This window comes from Brevundimonas vesicularis, assembly GCF_044807075.1.
Classification (GTDB): Bacteria; Pseudomonadota; Alphaproteobacteria; order Caulobacterales; family Caulobacteraceae; genus Brevundimonas; species Brevundimonas vesicularis_G.
In genome coordinates, this window is record NZ_CP085234.1 from 994,441 (window position 1) to 1,008,679 (window position 14,239).

Annotated in this window: 15 protein-coding genes and 1 tRNA gene; 7 read left to right on the top strand and 9 right to left on the bottom strand. The window is 65.1% G+C overall.

All coding sequences use genetic code 11. From position 1 onward, the window contains the following. Window positions 1–17: 17 nt before the first annotated feature. Window positions 18–1,049 (bottom strand): UbiA family prenyltransferase, encoded by a 1,032-nt coding sequence (locus tag LG306_RS04905; RefSeq protein ID WP_404418700.1) that lies wholly within the window; start codon window positions 1,047–1,049, stop codon window positions 18–20. Window positions 1,050–1,175: 126 nt separating this feature from the next. Between LG306_RS04905 and LG306_RS04910 the strand changes: the two genes are divergently transcribed. Both LG306_RS04910 and LG306_RS04915 read left to right on the top strand, forming a co-directional pair. Next, the gene (locus tag LG306_RS04910) at window positions 1,176–2,156 is read left to right on the top strand and encodes a nucleoside hydrolase (protein ID WP_404418702.1); all 981 of its coding nucleotides are present in this window, start codon (window positions 1,176–1,178) and stop codon (window positions 2,154–2,156) included. Beyond that, a complete protein-coding gene (locus LG306_RS04915) occupies window positions 2,153–2,998 on the top strand; it encodes a ribokinase (protein WP_404418704.1) in 846 nt (281 codons plus the stop codon). Before LG306_RS04910 ends, LG306_RS04915 begins: the two co-directional genes overlap by 4 nt. Before the next feature lie 59 nt (window positions 2,999–3,057). Here LG306_RS04915 and LG306_RS04920 read toward each other — a convergent pair whose 3' ends face one another. Continuing rightward, window positions 3,058–3,657 (bottom strand): hypothetical protein, encoded by a 600-nt coding sequence (locus tag LG306_RS04920; protein WP_404418706.1) that lies wholly within the window; start codon window positions 3,655–3,657, stop codon window positions 3,058–3,060. A gap of 367 nt (window positions 3,658–4,024) precedes the next feature. Continuing rightward, complete coding sequence (locus LG306_RS04925; protein ID WP_404418708.1) at window positions 4,025–4,849, bottom strand: N-formylglutamate amidohydrolase; 825 nt, start codon at window positions 4,847–4,849, stop codon at window positions 4,025–4,027. Window positions 4,850–4,961: 112 nt separating this feature from the next. Between LG306_RS04925 and cpdR the strand changes: the two genes are divergently transcribed. Both cpdR and LG306_RS04935 read left to right on the top strand, forming a co-directional pair. Continuing rightward, window positions 4,962–5,318, top strand: a complete 357-nt coding sequence (gene cpdR, locus LG306_RS04930) for a cell cycle two-component system response regulator CpdR (RefSeq protein ID WP_017506825.1) — start codon at window positions 4,962–4,964, stop codon at window positions 5,316–5,318. A 130-nt stretch (window positions 5,319–5,448) separates the two neighbouring features. Next, a tRNA-Val gene (locus LG306_RS04935) sits at window positions 5,449–5,523 on the top strand. A 77-nt stretch (window positions 5,524–5,600) separates the two neighbouring features. Here LG306_RS04935 and LG306_RS04940 read toward each other — a convergent pair. The 4 genes from LG306_RS04940 to LG306_RS04955 form a co-directional block, all read right to left on the bottom strand. Beyond that, complete coding sequence (locus LG306_RS04940) at window positions 5,601–6,044, bottom strand: response regulator (RefSeq protein WP_404418710.1); 444 nt, start codon at window positions 6,042–6,044, stop codon at window positions 5,601–5,603. Beyond that, on the bottom strand, window positions 6,041–6,415 hold the full coding sequence (locus LG306_RS04945) for a response regulator (protein ID WP_404418712.1): 375 nt from the start codon (window positions 6,413–6,415) through the stop codon (window positions 6,041–6,043). Before LG306_RS04945 ends, LG306_RS04940 begins: the two co-directional genes overlap by 4 nt. Window positions 6,416–6,743: 328 nt before the next feature. Next, complete coding sequence (locus LG306_RS04950; RefSeq protein ID WP_404418714.1) at window positions 6,744–7,433, bottom strand: DNA polymerase III subunit epsilon; 690 nt, start codon at window positions 7,431–7,433, stop codon at window positions 6,744–6,746. A gap of 162 nt (window positions 7,434–7,595) precedes the next feature. Then, window positions 7,596–7,739 carry a hypothetical protein gene (locus LG306_RS04955; protein ID WP_017504296.1) on the bottom strand — a complete coding sequence of 48 codons (144 nt, stop codon included), beginning with the start codon at window positions 7,737–7,739 and terminating at the stop codon, window positions 7,596–7,598. Window positions 7,740–7,885: 146 nt separating this feature from the next. On the opposite strand from LG306_RS04955, the gene LG306_RS04960 reads away from it, so the two are divergent. The 3 genes from LG306_RS04960 (at window position 7,886) to LG306_RS04970 (ending at window position 11,688) form a co-directional block, all read left to right on the top strand. Beyond that, window positions 7,886–8,539 carry a DUF1345 domain-containing protein gene (locus LG306_RS04960; RefSeq protein WP_404418716.1) on the top strand — a complete coding sequence of 218 codons (654 nt, stop codon included), beginning with the start codon at window positions 7,886–7,888 and terminating at the stop codon, window positions 8,537–8,539. 325 nt (window positions 8,540–8,864) lie between these two features. Beyond that, entirely contained in the window at window positions 8,865–10,199 is a 1,335-nt protein-coding gene (locus tag LG306_RS04965; protein WP_191554966.1) for a site-specific integrase, read from the top strand. A gap of 148 nt (window positions 10,200–10,347) precedes the next feature. Next, window positions 10,348–11,688 (top strand): hypothetical protein, encoded by a 1,341-nt coding sequence (locus tag LG306_RS04970; protein WP_191554967.1) that lies wholly within the window; start codon window positions 10,348–10,350, stop codon window positions 11,686–11,688. Window positions 11,689–11,717: 29 nt separating this feature from the next. Here LG306_RS04970 and LG306_RS04975 read toward each other — a convergent pair whose 3' ends face one another. Both LG306_RS04975 and LG306_RS04980 read right to left on the bottom strand, forming a co-directional pair. Further along, window positions 11,718–12,653 carry a hypothetical protein gene (locus LG306_RS04975; protein ID WP_191554968.1) on the bottom strand — a complete coding sequence of 312 codons (936 nt, stop codon included), beginning with the start codon at window positions 12,651–12,653 and terminating at the stop codon, window positions 11,718–11,720. Between the two features lie 127 nt (window positions 12,654–12,780). Next, complete coding sequence (locus tag LG306_RS04980) at window positions 12,781–14,217, bottom strand: aldehyde dehydrogenase family protein (RefSeq protein WP_191554969.1); 1,437 nt, start codon at window positions 14,215–14,217, stop codon at window positions 12,781–12,783. Window positions 14,218–14,239 lie beyond the last annotated feature (22 nt).

Below are 14,239 nucleotides of genomic sequence, written 5' to 3' on the forward strand. Positions count from 1 at the left end.
CTCCATCATCGGGGGGATCACAGGGAGATTGAGCCAAGAGCGATGGCGGCCAGCAGGATCAGACCGGCCTCGCGATTGGACTTGAACAGTTTCAGCGCCAGGGCGCCGTCGTTGCGGTCCAGCCGCACGACCTGACGCGCCAAATGGGCGGCATAGATCAGCAGCCCGAGCCAGAAGAGCGGCCCAAGCCCGGCGGCGAGGCCAGTCAGGGCGGCAAGGATCACGGTCAGACCATAGAAGACCGCCACGCCGGGCCGCACGGCCGAGGCCAGGCGGCGGGCCGAGGACTTCACCCCGATCATGGCGTCGTCCTCGATGTCCTGAAGCGCATAAATGGTGTCGTAGCCCAGGGTCCAGAAGACGCCGCCGATCCACAGCAGGACGGCGGGGAGATAGGCCTGCAACGTCAGGGCGATCGCATGGCCGCTTTCGCTGGCCGGGGACCACAGAAAGGGCCGGAACTCGCCGGCGAGATCGGCGGGCAGCAGCAATGCGGCCGCCGCCAGGGGCAAGGCGGCGGCGAACCCCATCAGCGCGCCCCAGTTGAAGGTCAGGCCCAGCCAGGCCTGGGGCCACCAGGTGATCCGCTTCATGAAGGGATAGGCCGCGACCAGGCCCAGCGACCCGACCCCCAGCAGAATGGCGACGGTCGACAGGGTCAGCAGGACCAGAAGGCTGATCAGGCTGCATCCTACCACAAAGACCCAGGCCTGTTTGACCGAGATGCGGCCGGACGGGATGGGTCTCTGGGCGGTGCGGGCGACCTGGGCGTCGAAATCCCGATCGACGATGTCGTTGAAGGCGCACCCCGCCGCCCGCATCAGACAAGCGCCGATGCCGAAACCGACGAACAGCCACAGATCATAGAGACCCGGCGCCTGCCGGTACTGCGCCAAGGCCAGCGCGATCCCCTGCCACCCAGGCAGCAGCAGCAGCCAGATGCCGATGGGCCGGTCGAACCGCCCCAGCTTCAACCAGGGCTTCAGCCCCTCCGGCGCATGCCGATCGACCCAGTTGGCGCCGGCGTCGGGGAGGGGAGCGAAAGTCATGCGGCTGACTTAGCGCGAAGGGGACGAGGGGTGAAGGCGTGGTTGCAGACGCGATTCCCTCAAACTGCTCACCGCGCGCCACCGAAACGGGTTGCTCGTCGGCGTTCGGGCCTTCAAACGACGAGGGTGTCTATTCAGTCCCTGATCATCGATTGCGACCCCGGCGTGGACGACGCCGTGGCGCTGTTTCTGGCCTTCGCCGCGCCCGAGCTGGAGCTGCTGGCCATAACCACGGTCGGGGGCAATGTCCCCGGCGCCAAGACCCAACGCAATGCGCGGATCATCCGCCAGATCGCCGGGCGCGAGGACGTGCCGGTGTTCGGCGGGGCGGAGCGGCCGCTGAAACGTCCGCCGGCGGGGGCGGGCGCGTTTCACGGCGTCGAGGGTCTGGGCGATCTGGAGCCGTTCGAACCGACGGGGATCGTCGGCGACGGGCCGGCCGCCAACGCCATCGTCGATCTGGTGATGAGGCGGCCCGAAGGTTCGGTCGCCATCGCCGTCCTGGGGCCGATGACCAATCTGGCGCTGGCGATGCGGCGCGAGCGGCGGCTGGCCGAACGGCTGGGGCCGGTGGTCGTCATGGGCGGGGCGCGGTCGGAAGGCGGCAATGTCACCGCATCGGCAGAGTTCAACATCTGGGCCGATCCGGATGCGGCGGCGGTGGTGTTCGGATCGGGGTGTCAGGTGGTCGCCTTCGGCCTGGATGCGACCCATCAGGTGCGTGCGACCGAGGACCGGATCGCGGCGATAGAGGCCATCGACAGCGAGGCCGCGCGGGCGGCGGCATCGACGCTGCGGTTCTCGCAGCGGGTGGAGCGCGAGATCGTGGGGTGGCCCACTTTCGATTGGGGCGCCCCGTTGCATGACCCGTGTCCCATCGCCTGGCTGATCCAGCCTGACCTGTTCGAAACCAAGCCCTGCCGGATCGAGGTGGAGACGGGTTCGGACTTGACGCGTGGGCATACGGCGGTGGAGTTCCGGATCGATCCGGCGACGGCGCGGCATCGCTGGGCGGTCGCGGCGGACGCGCAAGGCGTGTTCGATCTGATCGTCGCCAAACTGAAGGCTCAGGCGCTGGGGGCTGAGGCGCTGGAGGTCGGCGCATGAGGATCACCGTCGTCGGCTCGATCAACCTGGATCTGGTGGCCACCGCGCCCCAACTGCCGGCGCCGGGCGAGACGGTGACGGGGGCGACCCTGGCGCGGCATCCCGGCGGCAAGGGCGCCAACCAGGCGCTGGCGGCCGAGAAACTGGGGGCAGAGGCCAGCCTGATCGGGCGGGTCGGCAACGACGCCATGGCTGGCGAGGCCCTGGCCCTGATGGAAGACCTGGGTGTCGATCTGGCGGGGGTGGAGGTGGATGTGGCGGCCCCGACGGGCGTCGCCCTGATCGCCGTCGATCCAACCGGCGAGAACCAGATCGTGGTCGCGGCCGGCGCCAACCATATGGTCACCCCTGAACAGCTGCCCCAGCGGATCGAGGGCGCGCTGATCGTACAGCTGGAGCTGCCGATCGAGACGGTCGAGGCGGCGGTGGGCCGAGCGACGGGCTTCGTCTGCGCCAATCTGGCGCCCGCCGCGCCGGTGTCGGAACTGCTGCTGCGCCGCGCCGACCTGATCGTCGTCAATGAGACCGAGGCGGCCTTCTATGGCGACGGCCTGCACCGGGGCGGGGGACGGGTGGTCGTCACCAAGGGCGCCCGAGGCGCGGCCATGTATCAGCGCGGCGTCGAAATGGCCTGGGCGACCCCGCCGGCCGTCGAGGCGGTCGATGCGACGGGCGCGGGAGACGCCTTCGTCGCCGCCATCACCGTGGCTTTGCTGGAAGGCATGGACCCGGCCGAGGCGCTGCGCTTCGCCTGCGCCGCCGGGGCTTTCGCCGCAACCCGCCCGGGCGCGCAGCCGTCGGCGCCGGAGCGCGATCAGGTCGAGGCGCTGTTGGTGTCCTGAGCCTCATCTTAGTCGGTGTCATGCCGGGTTCGTCCTACGGACACCTCGGAATGACGGGTTTAGGGTTTCGGCGCGGCGGCCTCCGCCGCGGCGTTGACGGCCGCGAGACGCGCGTCCTGTTCCGACTGGGGCGGGACGCCGAAGACGGCGCGCAGGCTGTCGGGGATCAGGGCGCGGTCGTAGGGATCGAGGGTGGCCGGGGCGTCGCGGGTCTTGCGGGTCTGGGTGCCGTAGATCTGGGCCTTGTCGGTCATCTGCAAATAGCGGTCGAGGGTGGCGGCGGCGATCCAGGCGCCGTCGGGCGAGCCCTTGGCCACGGCGGCGACGGCCAGGCTATGGGCCAGCAGATAATCCTCGGGCGTGGAGCCGTGCTGGAAGACGAAGGCGGCGGCGCGATAGTCCTCGCCGGTCTGGAGCGCCCCGGCGTCCAGCAAGGCGCGCGTCTGGACCCGGCGCGCGGCGTCGCCCGCGATCATTTCGGTCATGCGCGCGCGATCATTGAAGAAGTCGGGCGACAGATTCTGACGCACGGCCTGATCGGCGGCGAAGATGGCGACCATTTCCGCGTTGTTCTGAGGCGGAGCTTCCTGAGCCAAGGCCGGGACGGCGAAGGCGACGGCCGACATTGCGGCGGCGCAGGACAGTCGAGACGGGCGCATGAGAAATTTCCGCTGAAGCTTGAGCGGAGATTGACGATCCTTTTTGTGGCTGATTGCGGGCGTGCAGGTTACGGAACTGTCAGATCAAGCGCGAACCCATCCGGCATGCTCTCGACGATCTCGCACATGCGAAAGCGGAGGTTCGCCCATTTGTCGCCAAATCCACGTCACGTCCCGAACGCAGGCCCATACTTCGTAACAAGGCGTGACCCTACAGCCGCGCATGGGTCTTGACCCATTGTGCATTGCAACCTAAGTTGACCTCTGACGCCTCCGGGCGTCTTGCCCTTCCTGGGCGTTTCCTCCCTATAGACTTTTAATGCCGCACCCTCGGGTGCGGCTTTTTTTTGATCTGATCAGCGATCAGTCAGACCGACCACGCGTCCGCGCAGAGGGCTGCGATCACGCGGGAGAGGGCCTTCTGCGTCTTTGCGTAGGTCCCATTGGGGGCCAGCGTCGCCTCGTCCAGATACAGTTTGCGGCTCAGCTCGATCTGGATGGCCTCATAGCCCTCGTCCGGACGGCCCCAGCGTTGGGTGGACCAACCGCCGGCGTAGGGGTGGTTTTGCGCCACGCGCCAGCCCAGCCCTTCGAACAGGTCGCGCAGTCTTCGGCTGAGCCGTGCGTCGCAGGTCGAGCCATAGCGGTCGCCCAAGACCACCTCGGCCCCGACGGCGCGCGCTGGCATCGAATGCCAGTCGATCAGCACCGCTCGTCCATGCCTCGCGCGCGTCGCCTGCATAAGTTCGCCCAGGGCCTGGTGATAGGGGGCGTGGACGGTGGCGATGCGGTGTCTGGCTTCCGCCAGCGTCAGCCGGCGCGCATAGAGCGGCGTCCCGTCACCGGCCAACCGGGGGATCACGCCATAACCGGCGGCCGTCTTGGCCCCGACCGGGCCGTCCAAATCCGCGATCAGGACCGGGTCAAGCTCGGACGGGTCACGGTTCAGATCGACATAGGCTCGGCCGATCCGGCCTTCGATCAGCGCGGCTCCTCTGCGCGGCCCCTCTGCGATCAAGCGCCCGACCAGGGCGTCCTCGGCGCTTTTCAGGCTGGCGCGCGACAGGCCCGGCGCCGCGCCCATGTCATCGGGATAGAGGTCGCCGGAGTGGGGCGAGGCGAAGACCAGCGCCGTCGCGGGCGCGTCCGCCGCCGGGGCGGTGATCGAAAAGCTGTCGCCGCCGTCGGTCATGCTTCCGCTTAGCGCGTTTCGCTGTGGAAGGAAGTCGGCTGATCGGCGAATTTCATCGGCGGTTTACCGTTCGGGCTCTAGGTTTGCGGTCTGTTTCAAGGGTGTTTCTCGAATGGCGCGTATTCTCCTGGCCGAAGACGACGGTTCGTTGCGCGGATTTCTGACGCGCGCGCTGGAGCGGGCCGGTCACCAGGTCATCGACTGCGAGAACGGCGACGACGCCATCGACGCCCTGGAACATGGTCCCTACGACCTGTTGCTGACCGACATCGTCATGCCGGGCGCCGACGGGATCGAGGTCGCCCGCGTCGCCGCCGCCCGCCAGCCCGGCCTTCGCATCATGTTCATCACCGGCTTCGCCGCCGTGGCCCTGACGGCCGCCCAGGCCACGCCGGACGCCAAGGTTTTGTCCAAGCCCGTCCACCTGCGCGATCTGGTCAATGAGGTCGAGCGGATGGTCGCCGCCTGAACCTGAAGCGCGCCGAGCGGCGTTCGGCGAGAAATCGCATTCTTGCCGTTAAATCGGCTTGATGCCGACGGGCCTCGCCGCTATACGACCGCTCTTCCCGCTCCGAAGACGGTTTTCGGAGCCCTACGGCGGATGCGTAGCTCAGCGGGAGAGCACCTCGTTGACATCGAGGGGGTCACAGGTTCAATCCCTGTCGCGTCCACCATTTTCCTCACTTTCTTCGTTTGTCCCGTAATGGCGCCGGCCAGCATCTGCAGGGCGTGAATGAATCGAACTGATCGCCTAATTCTGGCTGTGGGCGCGTGTGTAGTCGTCGATCCAGGTCAGAGAGGGTTGATCAAGCAGGTTGCCGACCATCTCCGCCAGGGTGTTCAGCGCCACCGGTTTGCAAACATATCCGGAGGCGCCCGACTGCTTGGCGCGAACAATGGTCTCGGTCTCATGCGACGCGGTAAACACCAGGATGCGCACGTGCCGCCAGGTTTCCGCAGCCCGGAAGTGACGAAGAACCTCCAGGCCTGAGATGTCGGGAAGACCGAGATCGAGCAGAACGAGGTCCGGCGCAGGCGCGGCCATCGATGCCAATGCGGCCGCTCCGGTCGCAGCGACGCTCACGCGGCACCCTTGTCGCTTCAGCAGGATTTCCGCCATCTGCTGAATAAAGGTGTCGTCATCGACCACGAGCACACGCGCACCGCGCGATAAATTGGCGCTGGATCCGGTCATGCTGGCAAAAGTGCTCGCACCGACGCGATCAAGTCCTCGCCCATGACGGGTTTCTGAAGCCAGGTTGCCGAAAGGCCCTTCGTTCCCGATTGGCACTCTTCCAGAGACCAGGCCGTCACCATTAAGATGGGTATGTGTCCGACATCGTCATCGGTTCGAAGGGTTCTCAGCGCTTCGACCCCTGAGCCTCCCGGCATGGCGAAATCCATCACGACCGCAGAGGGTCGAAGCTCCCGCGCTTTTTGGACGCCATCGGCCGCGCTGGTCGCCAGAGCGACTTGATAGCCGACCCCTTCCAGGTGGACGCGCGTGATTTCGCGCATGAAGGCGTCATCATCGACCACCAGGATCAGCGGGCTTGCTTCCATCATCTGCTCCGATCTCGGGCCGTCAGCCCGACAGTGATTCCCAGCTGCCCAAAACTTACCGCCCGGTGAGCGGGTGCGATTTGCCCCGACGCGGAGCCTTGACGCCGTCTAGGTCAAAACCCGCGCCGCAGGCCGCAAGCGTGGCTGCTGGAGAATTTCGACACCGTTCATCTCGATAAAAACTGAAGTCAAGCGTCATAGTGGCGCGGTGCAAGGCTTTCGTTAACTTTAGCGTTCGAGGCCGATCTGGCGCGTTCAGGAGGTCGACGTCAGCTGGAGATGGAGCGACTGTCTTTTGTCGTGGTCGCAGGGAGGATGGACAAGGCGAAATCTAAAGCAGACGGCCTTGGTCTGGTCTTTGGGCGGCAAGGTCCGCCAATAGGCCGCGGCGGCGAAGCTCGGTCGCGGCGGTGAAGGCGATGTCGATGTCGCGTCCCGACGCCAGGACATGAAGCCGGTCGGCATCCACCGCGCTCCACGCCTTGCCACGCTCGGGGCCGGCGGGCACGCGGGGCAGCAGTCCCGGCTCGCGGCTCCAGGCCAGCAGCTGCTCGACGGTCGCCTGGTTCAGCATGTCGCGCAGATGATGCGCGGTGACATAGGCGTCGGGCAGGGCGCGATGCGCCGGCAGGCCCAGCTCATGCACCAGTCCTTGGGGCCTGCGCAGGTAGCGCAGCATCTGGTTGGAGAAGCGCGGCAGATCGGGCCACAGCCGCAGGGCGCATTTCCAGGTGCAGATCCACCTTGCGCCGCCTGACAGGGCGGGGGTGCAATACCGCTGCTCGAAACTGGCCCGGTGAGCCGCTAGGGCAATCACGCCCGTCTCCGGACGAAGGATGGGCGGCGCGACGGCCTTCCAGTAGCCGGCGTCCTGAACCCACTCGTCCAGAATGTGATGGATCGCCATGGTGTCGGGCGAGATCGGCCGACCGGGATTCACGAAACGGGCGCCGCGCGTCGCATCCAAACGCCATGGGCCGGCCCCGTCGCGCACCACGTCCTGCCAGCCGATCTCGCACACGTCCTGAGGGCCGGATCCGGCCGTCTCCAGATCGATGACGCGGATGCGTTGGGGTGATGGGGAGAAGTCGGTCAGGGCGTCCTCGGCGTCGGGTTCACACCTGACAACGCCTGGGGCATCGGATTCGGTCCGGCGCCTGAAAAGGCCGCCGACAGCTTCTCGTCAGTTCGGCAGACGGATCGAGCCGTGCGGCATGACGGTCATCACGGCCCACAGCCCGACCAGCACCACGGGCGAGGCGATCAGCGCCCGCCGACAGCGATGCGCCAGATAGAGAGCCTCGCCGATCACGATCGACACCAGCATTCGCGTTTCCCCCGAAACGATAAGCGACACTTCTATGACGTCGCCGGCAGTCGTGTCCCTCAATGAGACGAAATCCATTTTGTCGTAGCCGCTCCGCAGGCCGCGCGGTCGCTGGACGTGCGGCCAGGAATGCGCAATCTCGCGGCATGGGATCTGTCGCGCGCCTGTTCCGTCTGCATTTGTCGCTATGGCTTGGGCTGCTGGTCCTGGCGGCCGTCGCAGCGCTGGCGCCGGCCAGCTTCGGCTGGCCGATGCGACTGGCGGCCGGATGGGACGCGGGCGTGGCGACCTTCCTCGTTGCGACCTTTGCGCAGATCTTCAGGGCGCGTTCTCAGGAGGCGATGCGACGCCGCGCGGCGGAACTGGATCAAGCGGGCGTCCTGGTCCTGCCGCTCAGCATGGCGGCGGCCGTGGCCAGCGTCGTGGTCCTGGTCCTCGCGATGGTGGCCAGCGACGGCAAGCCGACGGTCGGGCAGGCGATGTTCTCAGTGTGCACCGTCGGGCTGTCGTGGCTGTATGTGCACATCATCTTCGCCCTGCATTACGCCCATGGCTTCTACGCGCCGCGTGACGACGGCAAGGGCGATCAGGGCGGGCTGATCTTTCCGGGTGAGGAGGATGCGGACTACTGGGATTTTCTACACTTCGCCCTGATCATCGGCGTGGCGAACCAGACGGCCGATGTGCAGATCTCCAGCCGCAAGCTGCGCGGCCTGGCGACGTTTCACAGCCTGATCGCCTGGTTCTTCAACGCCGTCATCTTGGCGCTGACGGTCAATCTGGCCGCCACGTTGCTCTAGAGCGTAGGCGTCGTACGATCGAACGCGACCTTCGCGTGAAGGTGGTCAAACGGGCTATTCTGAAGGGATGGCCAGTCTCCCTCTTCCTCGAAATATCGATGGAAGAGGGAGGCTGATGGTGGAGCTTAGCGGAGTCGAACCGCTGACCTCTTGCATGCCATTAGGATAATGTTCCTATTTCATGCCTTTTCAGGTCATCTCATTCTGTTCCAACTTACGGAAAAGATTGTAGAAATCCTGTTTTCCGGTACGATGTGCAAATCGCGGAAACAGGTAGCAAATCGCACTTTCTGCTACCCATACGCTACCTTTTTTGGGCCGTTCGATGCCGAAACTGACGAAGAAACTGATTGAAAACCTAGAACCCGCAGCCGCCGAGTTCTGCGTGTGGGACACCCAGGTCACAGGCTTTGGAGTTCGCGTCAGGCCCGGAGGCGGACGCAGCTATGTCCTCTTTTATCGACTGGGAGGCCGGTTCCGGAAGCTCACCCTTGGCAAGGCCGACGGAGGGTATGGTCTTGATGAGGCGCGTGACCGGGCGATCGAGAAACTTCAGGACGTGAGGGACGGGGTCGATCCCCAAGCCCAGAAGGTCGCCGACAGGAACGCGCTGACCGTGGAAGCGCTGACCGACCTCTATCTCGAGCAGGGACCCGCGCTGAAGCCGAATAAGAAGGACTCAAGCTGGGAGACGAACCGCATCATGTTCGATTGCCACATCAAGCCGCTGCTCGGCCGGCATCTCGCCCGCGACGTCACCGCGATGGATGTGTCGCGGATGCAGTTCGACATCTCTCAGGGCAAGACGGCCAGAAACGTCATGCTTGGACACCGTCGTCGGTCGAAGGTGAGGGGCGGCAAGCGCGTGGCCGCGATGGCGGTGATCACGCTCGGGGCGGTCTACGAGTTCGCGATTAAGGCCGAGTATCTCCAGAAGAACCCGACCAAAGGCGTCGAAAGGTTCAAAACGATCCGAAAGGAGCGATACCTATCCGAGCGGGAAATTGCCGCGCTCGCCGAGGCCTTGGCGGAGTTTGAGCGCGAGGACGAGCGCTACGCCGTCATGGCCGACTCGGTGCGCCTGCTGATGCTGACCGGGTGCCGCAAATCGGAAATCCTGACGCTGCAATGGGACTTCGTCGACTGGTCCAAGGGCTGCCTGCGCCTCCCCGAGTCAAAGACTGGGGCCAAGGTCGTGCCGCTGGCCGACGATGCGATCGCGGTGCTCCGGCGTCGTTGGGACGAGACCCGAGCTCCCGAGGCGTCGAGGGGCCACAACTCGGGGGACACGACGCCGGCGCTTGGCACGGGATCGCCCTGGGTGCTGCCCGCCCTGAAGGGAGACGGCCACTTCGTCGGCCTCCCCAATCTGTGGACCAAGGTCAAGGCAAGAGCGGATGCGATCCTGCATCGGCGGATCCACGACCTGGGCGGCGACCTTCGCGAAGTCCGGTCATTAACGACCGTCCGACTCCATGACCTCCGGCACAGTTTCGCGAGCTTCGCCATCGCGGATGGCGCGTCACTGTTCCTCGTCGGAAAGGTTCTCGGCCATAAGCAGGCGAGGACGACCGAGATCTACGCGCACCTGAGCGATGATCCGCTGAAGCTTGTGGCGAACAAGACGGCAGCGAGACTGAGCCAGGCCATGAGGTTCTAGCCGCTGCTCTATCATTGCCGCTTAAGCACCCTCCCTTACAGCTCCCAGCCGACAGTTAGACGGTCGCGGCCCGGAGGCAACAGGCCACTCACCCTCCGCCAACGAGAGGCCTCTTGCCCCGCCACAGCTTTAACGTTGATGGTGGGCTATGCCTTTCCCCGACCCAAACTGGATCGCGCCGCGCACGGGCCACGATTGGCGTGACGAAGACGTGCGCGCCGCGGTCGATTGGCTGAAAGGCTTCGTGCCGGTCAGTGAAATGGAGGGCCGGCTTGAGGTCCAGCGCGCTCACCTTGCGTCGGCGCTCGAAGCTTGGAAGCGAGGCCAACACGCCGATCCCTTTGATCCATCCGACGCCGCGGCGTGGTGGATCGTCCAGGGCGAGGCCTTCGCCGCCAACCGCGAGAGCTTCGTGCCGGACGCCATGGTTCGGTCTGTTCCCTACCTGAAGCGCCTCGGCCTGGAGTTGGGGCGATTGCGGGCGATACCGGGTGCCGAGGACCGGGCCGCGCGCCTGATGACGGGCGATCGGCGCCAGCCCGAGCCCGGCATTTATGAACTGCTGGTCGCCCTAGCCTGGAACAGGCATGGCTGGGACACCCGGTTCGTACAAGAAATCCGTGGCGGACCGCCGACCCCGGACTTGCATGCCTCCCGGGGCACTCGTCGCTGGGCCATCGAATGCAAGCGCCTCATGCCATCGGCCTACGCCATCAAAGAGCGTCAGCTTGGCTTGGCGCTCGCTGCGCCCGTCCATCGCCTGAGGGAGCGCCTGGACACGTCCTTCATCCTGACAATCGACTTCAAGGTCGAACTTCAGGACGTCCCGCCCGACTATCTCGTAAACCGGGTGGAGACGGCCCTTCGCGAAAAGCGGGCAGTCTGGTCCGATCAGGTCTCGGACGGTGCGATCGCCGCGCCGACCTGGCATCTGGCGCGCCGGGTCATGGCCCATGACGACGTGTTCTACGGGTCGAGCCGGATGATCGAACTGGTCTCCGGCAACTACGATCACGAAGCCGACCACAGCTTCTCGGCCCGGTGGCGCCCGGCGAAGAAGCGGCCAATCTACGCCCATACCATCTACCGTGTGAGCGTTGTGACCTGGACAAGTTCCTCGCCCGCCGCCATCCGGCACAAGGCCAAGCACTTCCGGCAGGTGGTTGCGAAGGCCGAGCGGCAGCTGCCGGCCGACCGGCCTGGTGTCGTCCACGTCGGCGTCGAGACCATGGGCGGACGCGACGTGAACACCGTCAGGCACGTTCGAAACATGGTAGAGGCCCACCAGTTCACGCCCGACAATCCGCGCTTCCGCTGGGTATACGCCAACTACTTGCGCCCTGAACTGACCACGGATCGAAATGAGACCTGGGCGCTGACGGAGTCGATGGCGCCCTACCGTATCGGCCGGCACGCGACGCCGTGGCCGCTTCCGGATCATCTCTTAGTAAGCGAGGAGGCCGAGTCGAGTCCTGGTCTTCGGTTCTGACCGGGGATGCGGATCGTATGAGCGCGCACCTAGGTCGATGTTTTCTTCGTTCCTGGTTTCAAGGCAAAGGTTCCGGCAACCACGCCCGCAGCAATGGTCGCGCTAGAAGTTGTGTCCAGATGGAGCATCGCCTCGCACGCCTTTAAAGTACCTAGCGCGGGGAGGGCGGATGCCGCGAGCGGGGGGAGCCCATTGACGAAGAGTTCTCCAGTTTCCTTTCCAAGACGAAATACGCCTTGGAAAAGCTCACTAACCGCAGCCCATTGGGTTTCAAAAGGGCGTCCTGCGCGGGCCAAACGCAGCAGGTCGCCGAGTTCCCGATGGAGCCTGTGGAGAGCGTCGATCTCCTCCCACAGAAGCGGTTGAGATGCGTTTGAGGCTCCCGGAATGCTCCGATCACGGATCAGCCGTTCCAGACCTTCAAGAGCAATCGGCGCTAGCCGGACCACTCGTTGCGCTCGCGCTGTAAGCGGCATGTCAAAGTTATCGAACGGCTCATCCTCTGAGGAAGAAGGAGTTGGCTCGATCGCTACAGGAAGACTGCCTGGGAGGGGTGCAAATGGCGTGTCTTTGGGTTTGTCGGGCCAAAAGGTGCGAGCGTAGTTTGTTGATCTCGGGCGAAAAACGAGCTCCATGTATTCGCCGAGGGGTTCAAATGCCTCATGCACGTGGGCGATCTGCTCATCAATCGAAAGGCCAGTTCTGGCCAGATATCGCGTGAGCGCCGGCAGGTCCGCGCTGTCTTCGACGAAGTCTGGCACAAGGTCGGACATACCGGTGTCGCGCGTAAAATGCCGCCGGAGAAATGCGTAGGCGGGCTCGAGATTGACGCTTGGTTCGAGCAACGCGGTTTCGATAAGGTCCGTAAAAGCGAGCAGAAGATCCCAGTGGTCCTCAGGCATGTCTTCGACAGCCAACGTAAACCGCCCCATGTTCCGTCCTCGTATGGTGATGCGCTCCACCATACTTCGGAGTCGCAAGAGCGAGCTTATCCGAAGAGGCCGCCAGCCACGATCCGATCATCCAGTCGTCGGCCAAAGCGTCTCTGCCCCTGGCTTCCGGACTTCAACGCCGGATGTGGAGCGATGGCGACTACCCGTGCCTTCTGATCACCAGGTTGCGGATTTCGGTCATGTCTTCCATGGCGAACTTGACCCCCTCGCGTCCCAGCCCTGAATCCTTGACCCCGCCATACGGCATGTTGTCCACGCGATAGCTGGGAACGTCGCCGATGAGCACGCCGCCGACCTCCAGCACCTCCCAGGCCCGCATCGCCTTGTGGATGTCGCGAGTGAAGATACCGGCCTGCAGGCCGAACCGGCTGTCGTTGACCTCTTCCAGCGCAACCTCGAAATCGGAGAAACGGGACAGGATCGCGACCGGCCCGAACGCCTCCTCGTCGCGGATCTTCAGGCCCCGACCTACGCCCTCCAGCAGCGTCGCTTCCAACATCGCGCCCTGACGGCCGCCGCCGCACAGTAGGGTCGCGCCCGCAGCGGTAGCCTCGGCGATCCAGCTCTCAAGCCGGCGCGCCTCCCCCTCGTCAATCATGGGGCCGATGAAGACGTTCTCGTCCAGAGGATCGCCAGAGACGAGCGCGCGGACCTTGGTGACCAGCATGTCCCGCAAGGCCTCGTAGATGTCCTCGTGGATCAGGATGCGCTGCACGCCGATGCACGACTGCCCCGACTGGTAAAAGGCCCCGAAGATGATCCGGTCCGTGGCGTCCGCCAGATCGGTATCGCGATCGACGATCACCGCAGCATTGCCGCCGAGCTCCAGCACCACCTTCTTCTTGCCGGATCTGGCCTTGAGGGCCCAGCCCACCTCGGGCGAGCCCGTGAACGAAAGCAGCTTCAACCGGTCGTCGGTGGTGAATAGATCCGCGCCGTCGCGGGTCGCCGGCAGGATGGAGAAAGCGCCTTTGGGAAGGTCGGTCTCGGCCAGCACCTCGCCGATGATCAAGGCGCCCAGCGGCGTCCTCGACGCAGGTTTCATCACGAAGGGGCAGCCGACGGCCAGCGCCGGGGCGATCTTGTGCGCCGCAAGGTTCAGAGGGAAGTTGAACGGTGAGATGAAGGAGCAGGGGCCGATCGGAACGCGCTTCCACATGCCTTGATATCCTTTGGCGCGGGCGGAGATGTCCAGCGGCTGGACCTCGCCGGTCATGCGCACGGATTCCTCGGCCGCGATGCGGAAGGTGTCGATCAGTCGGCTGACCTCGCCGCGCGAGTCCCGGATCGGCTTACCGGCCTCGATGCACAGGGCATAGGCCAGTTCGTCCGCCCGTTCCTGGAACCGAGTCACGCAATGGGCGAGGACCGCCTGGCGTTCGTAGGCCGCCATCTCGGCCATCGGACGCGTGGCCTGAACCGCCGCGCCGATGGCCTTGTCGATCGTCGCCGCGTCGGCCAGGGCGACCCTTGTCGCCACCTCGCCGGAGTATTTGTTGGTGACCTCGAGGTCCTGGTTCGGGCTCAGCGCCTCATTGGCCAGGTAGAGCGGATAGGACGTCTTCAGGGAGGGCAAAGGATCGCTCCGGCATAGGCTG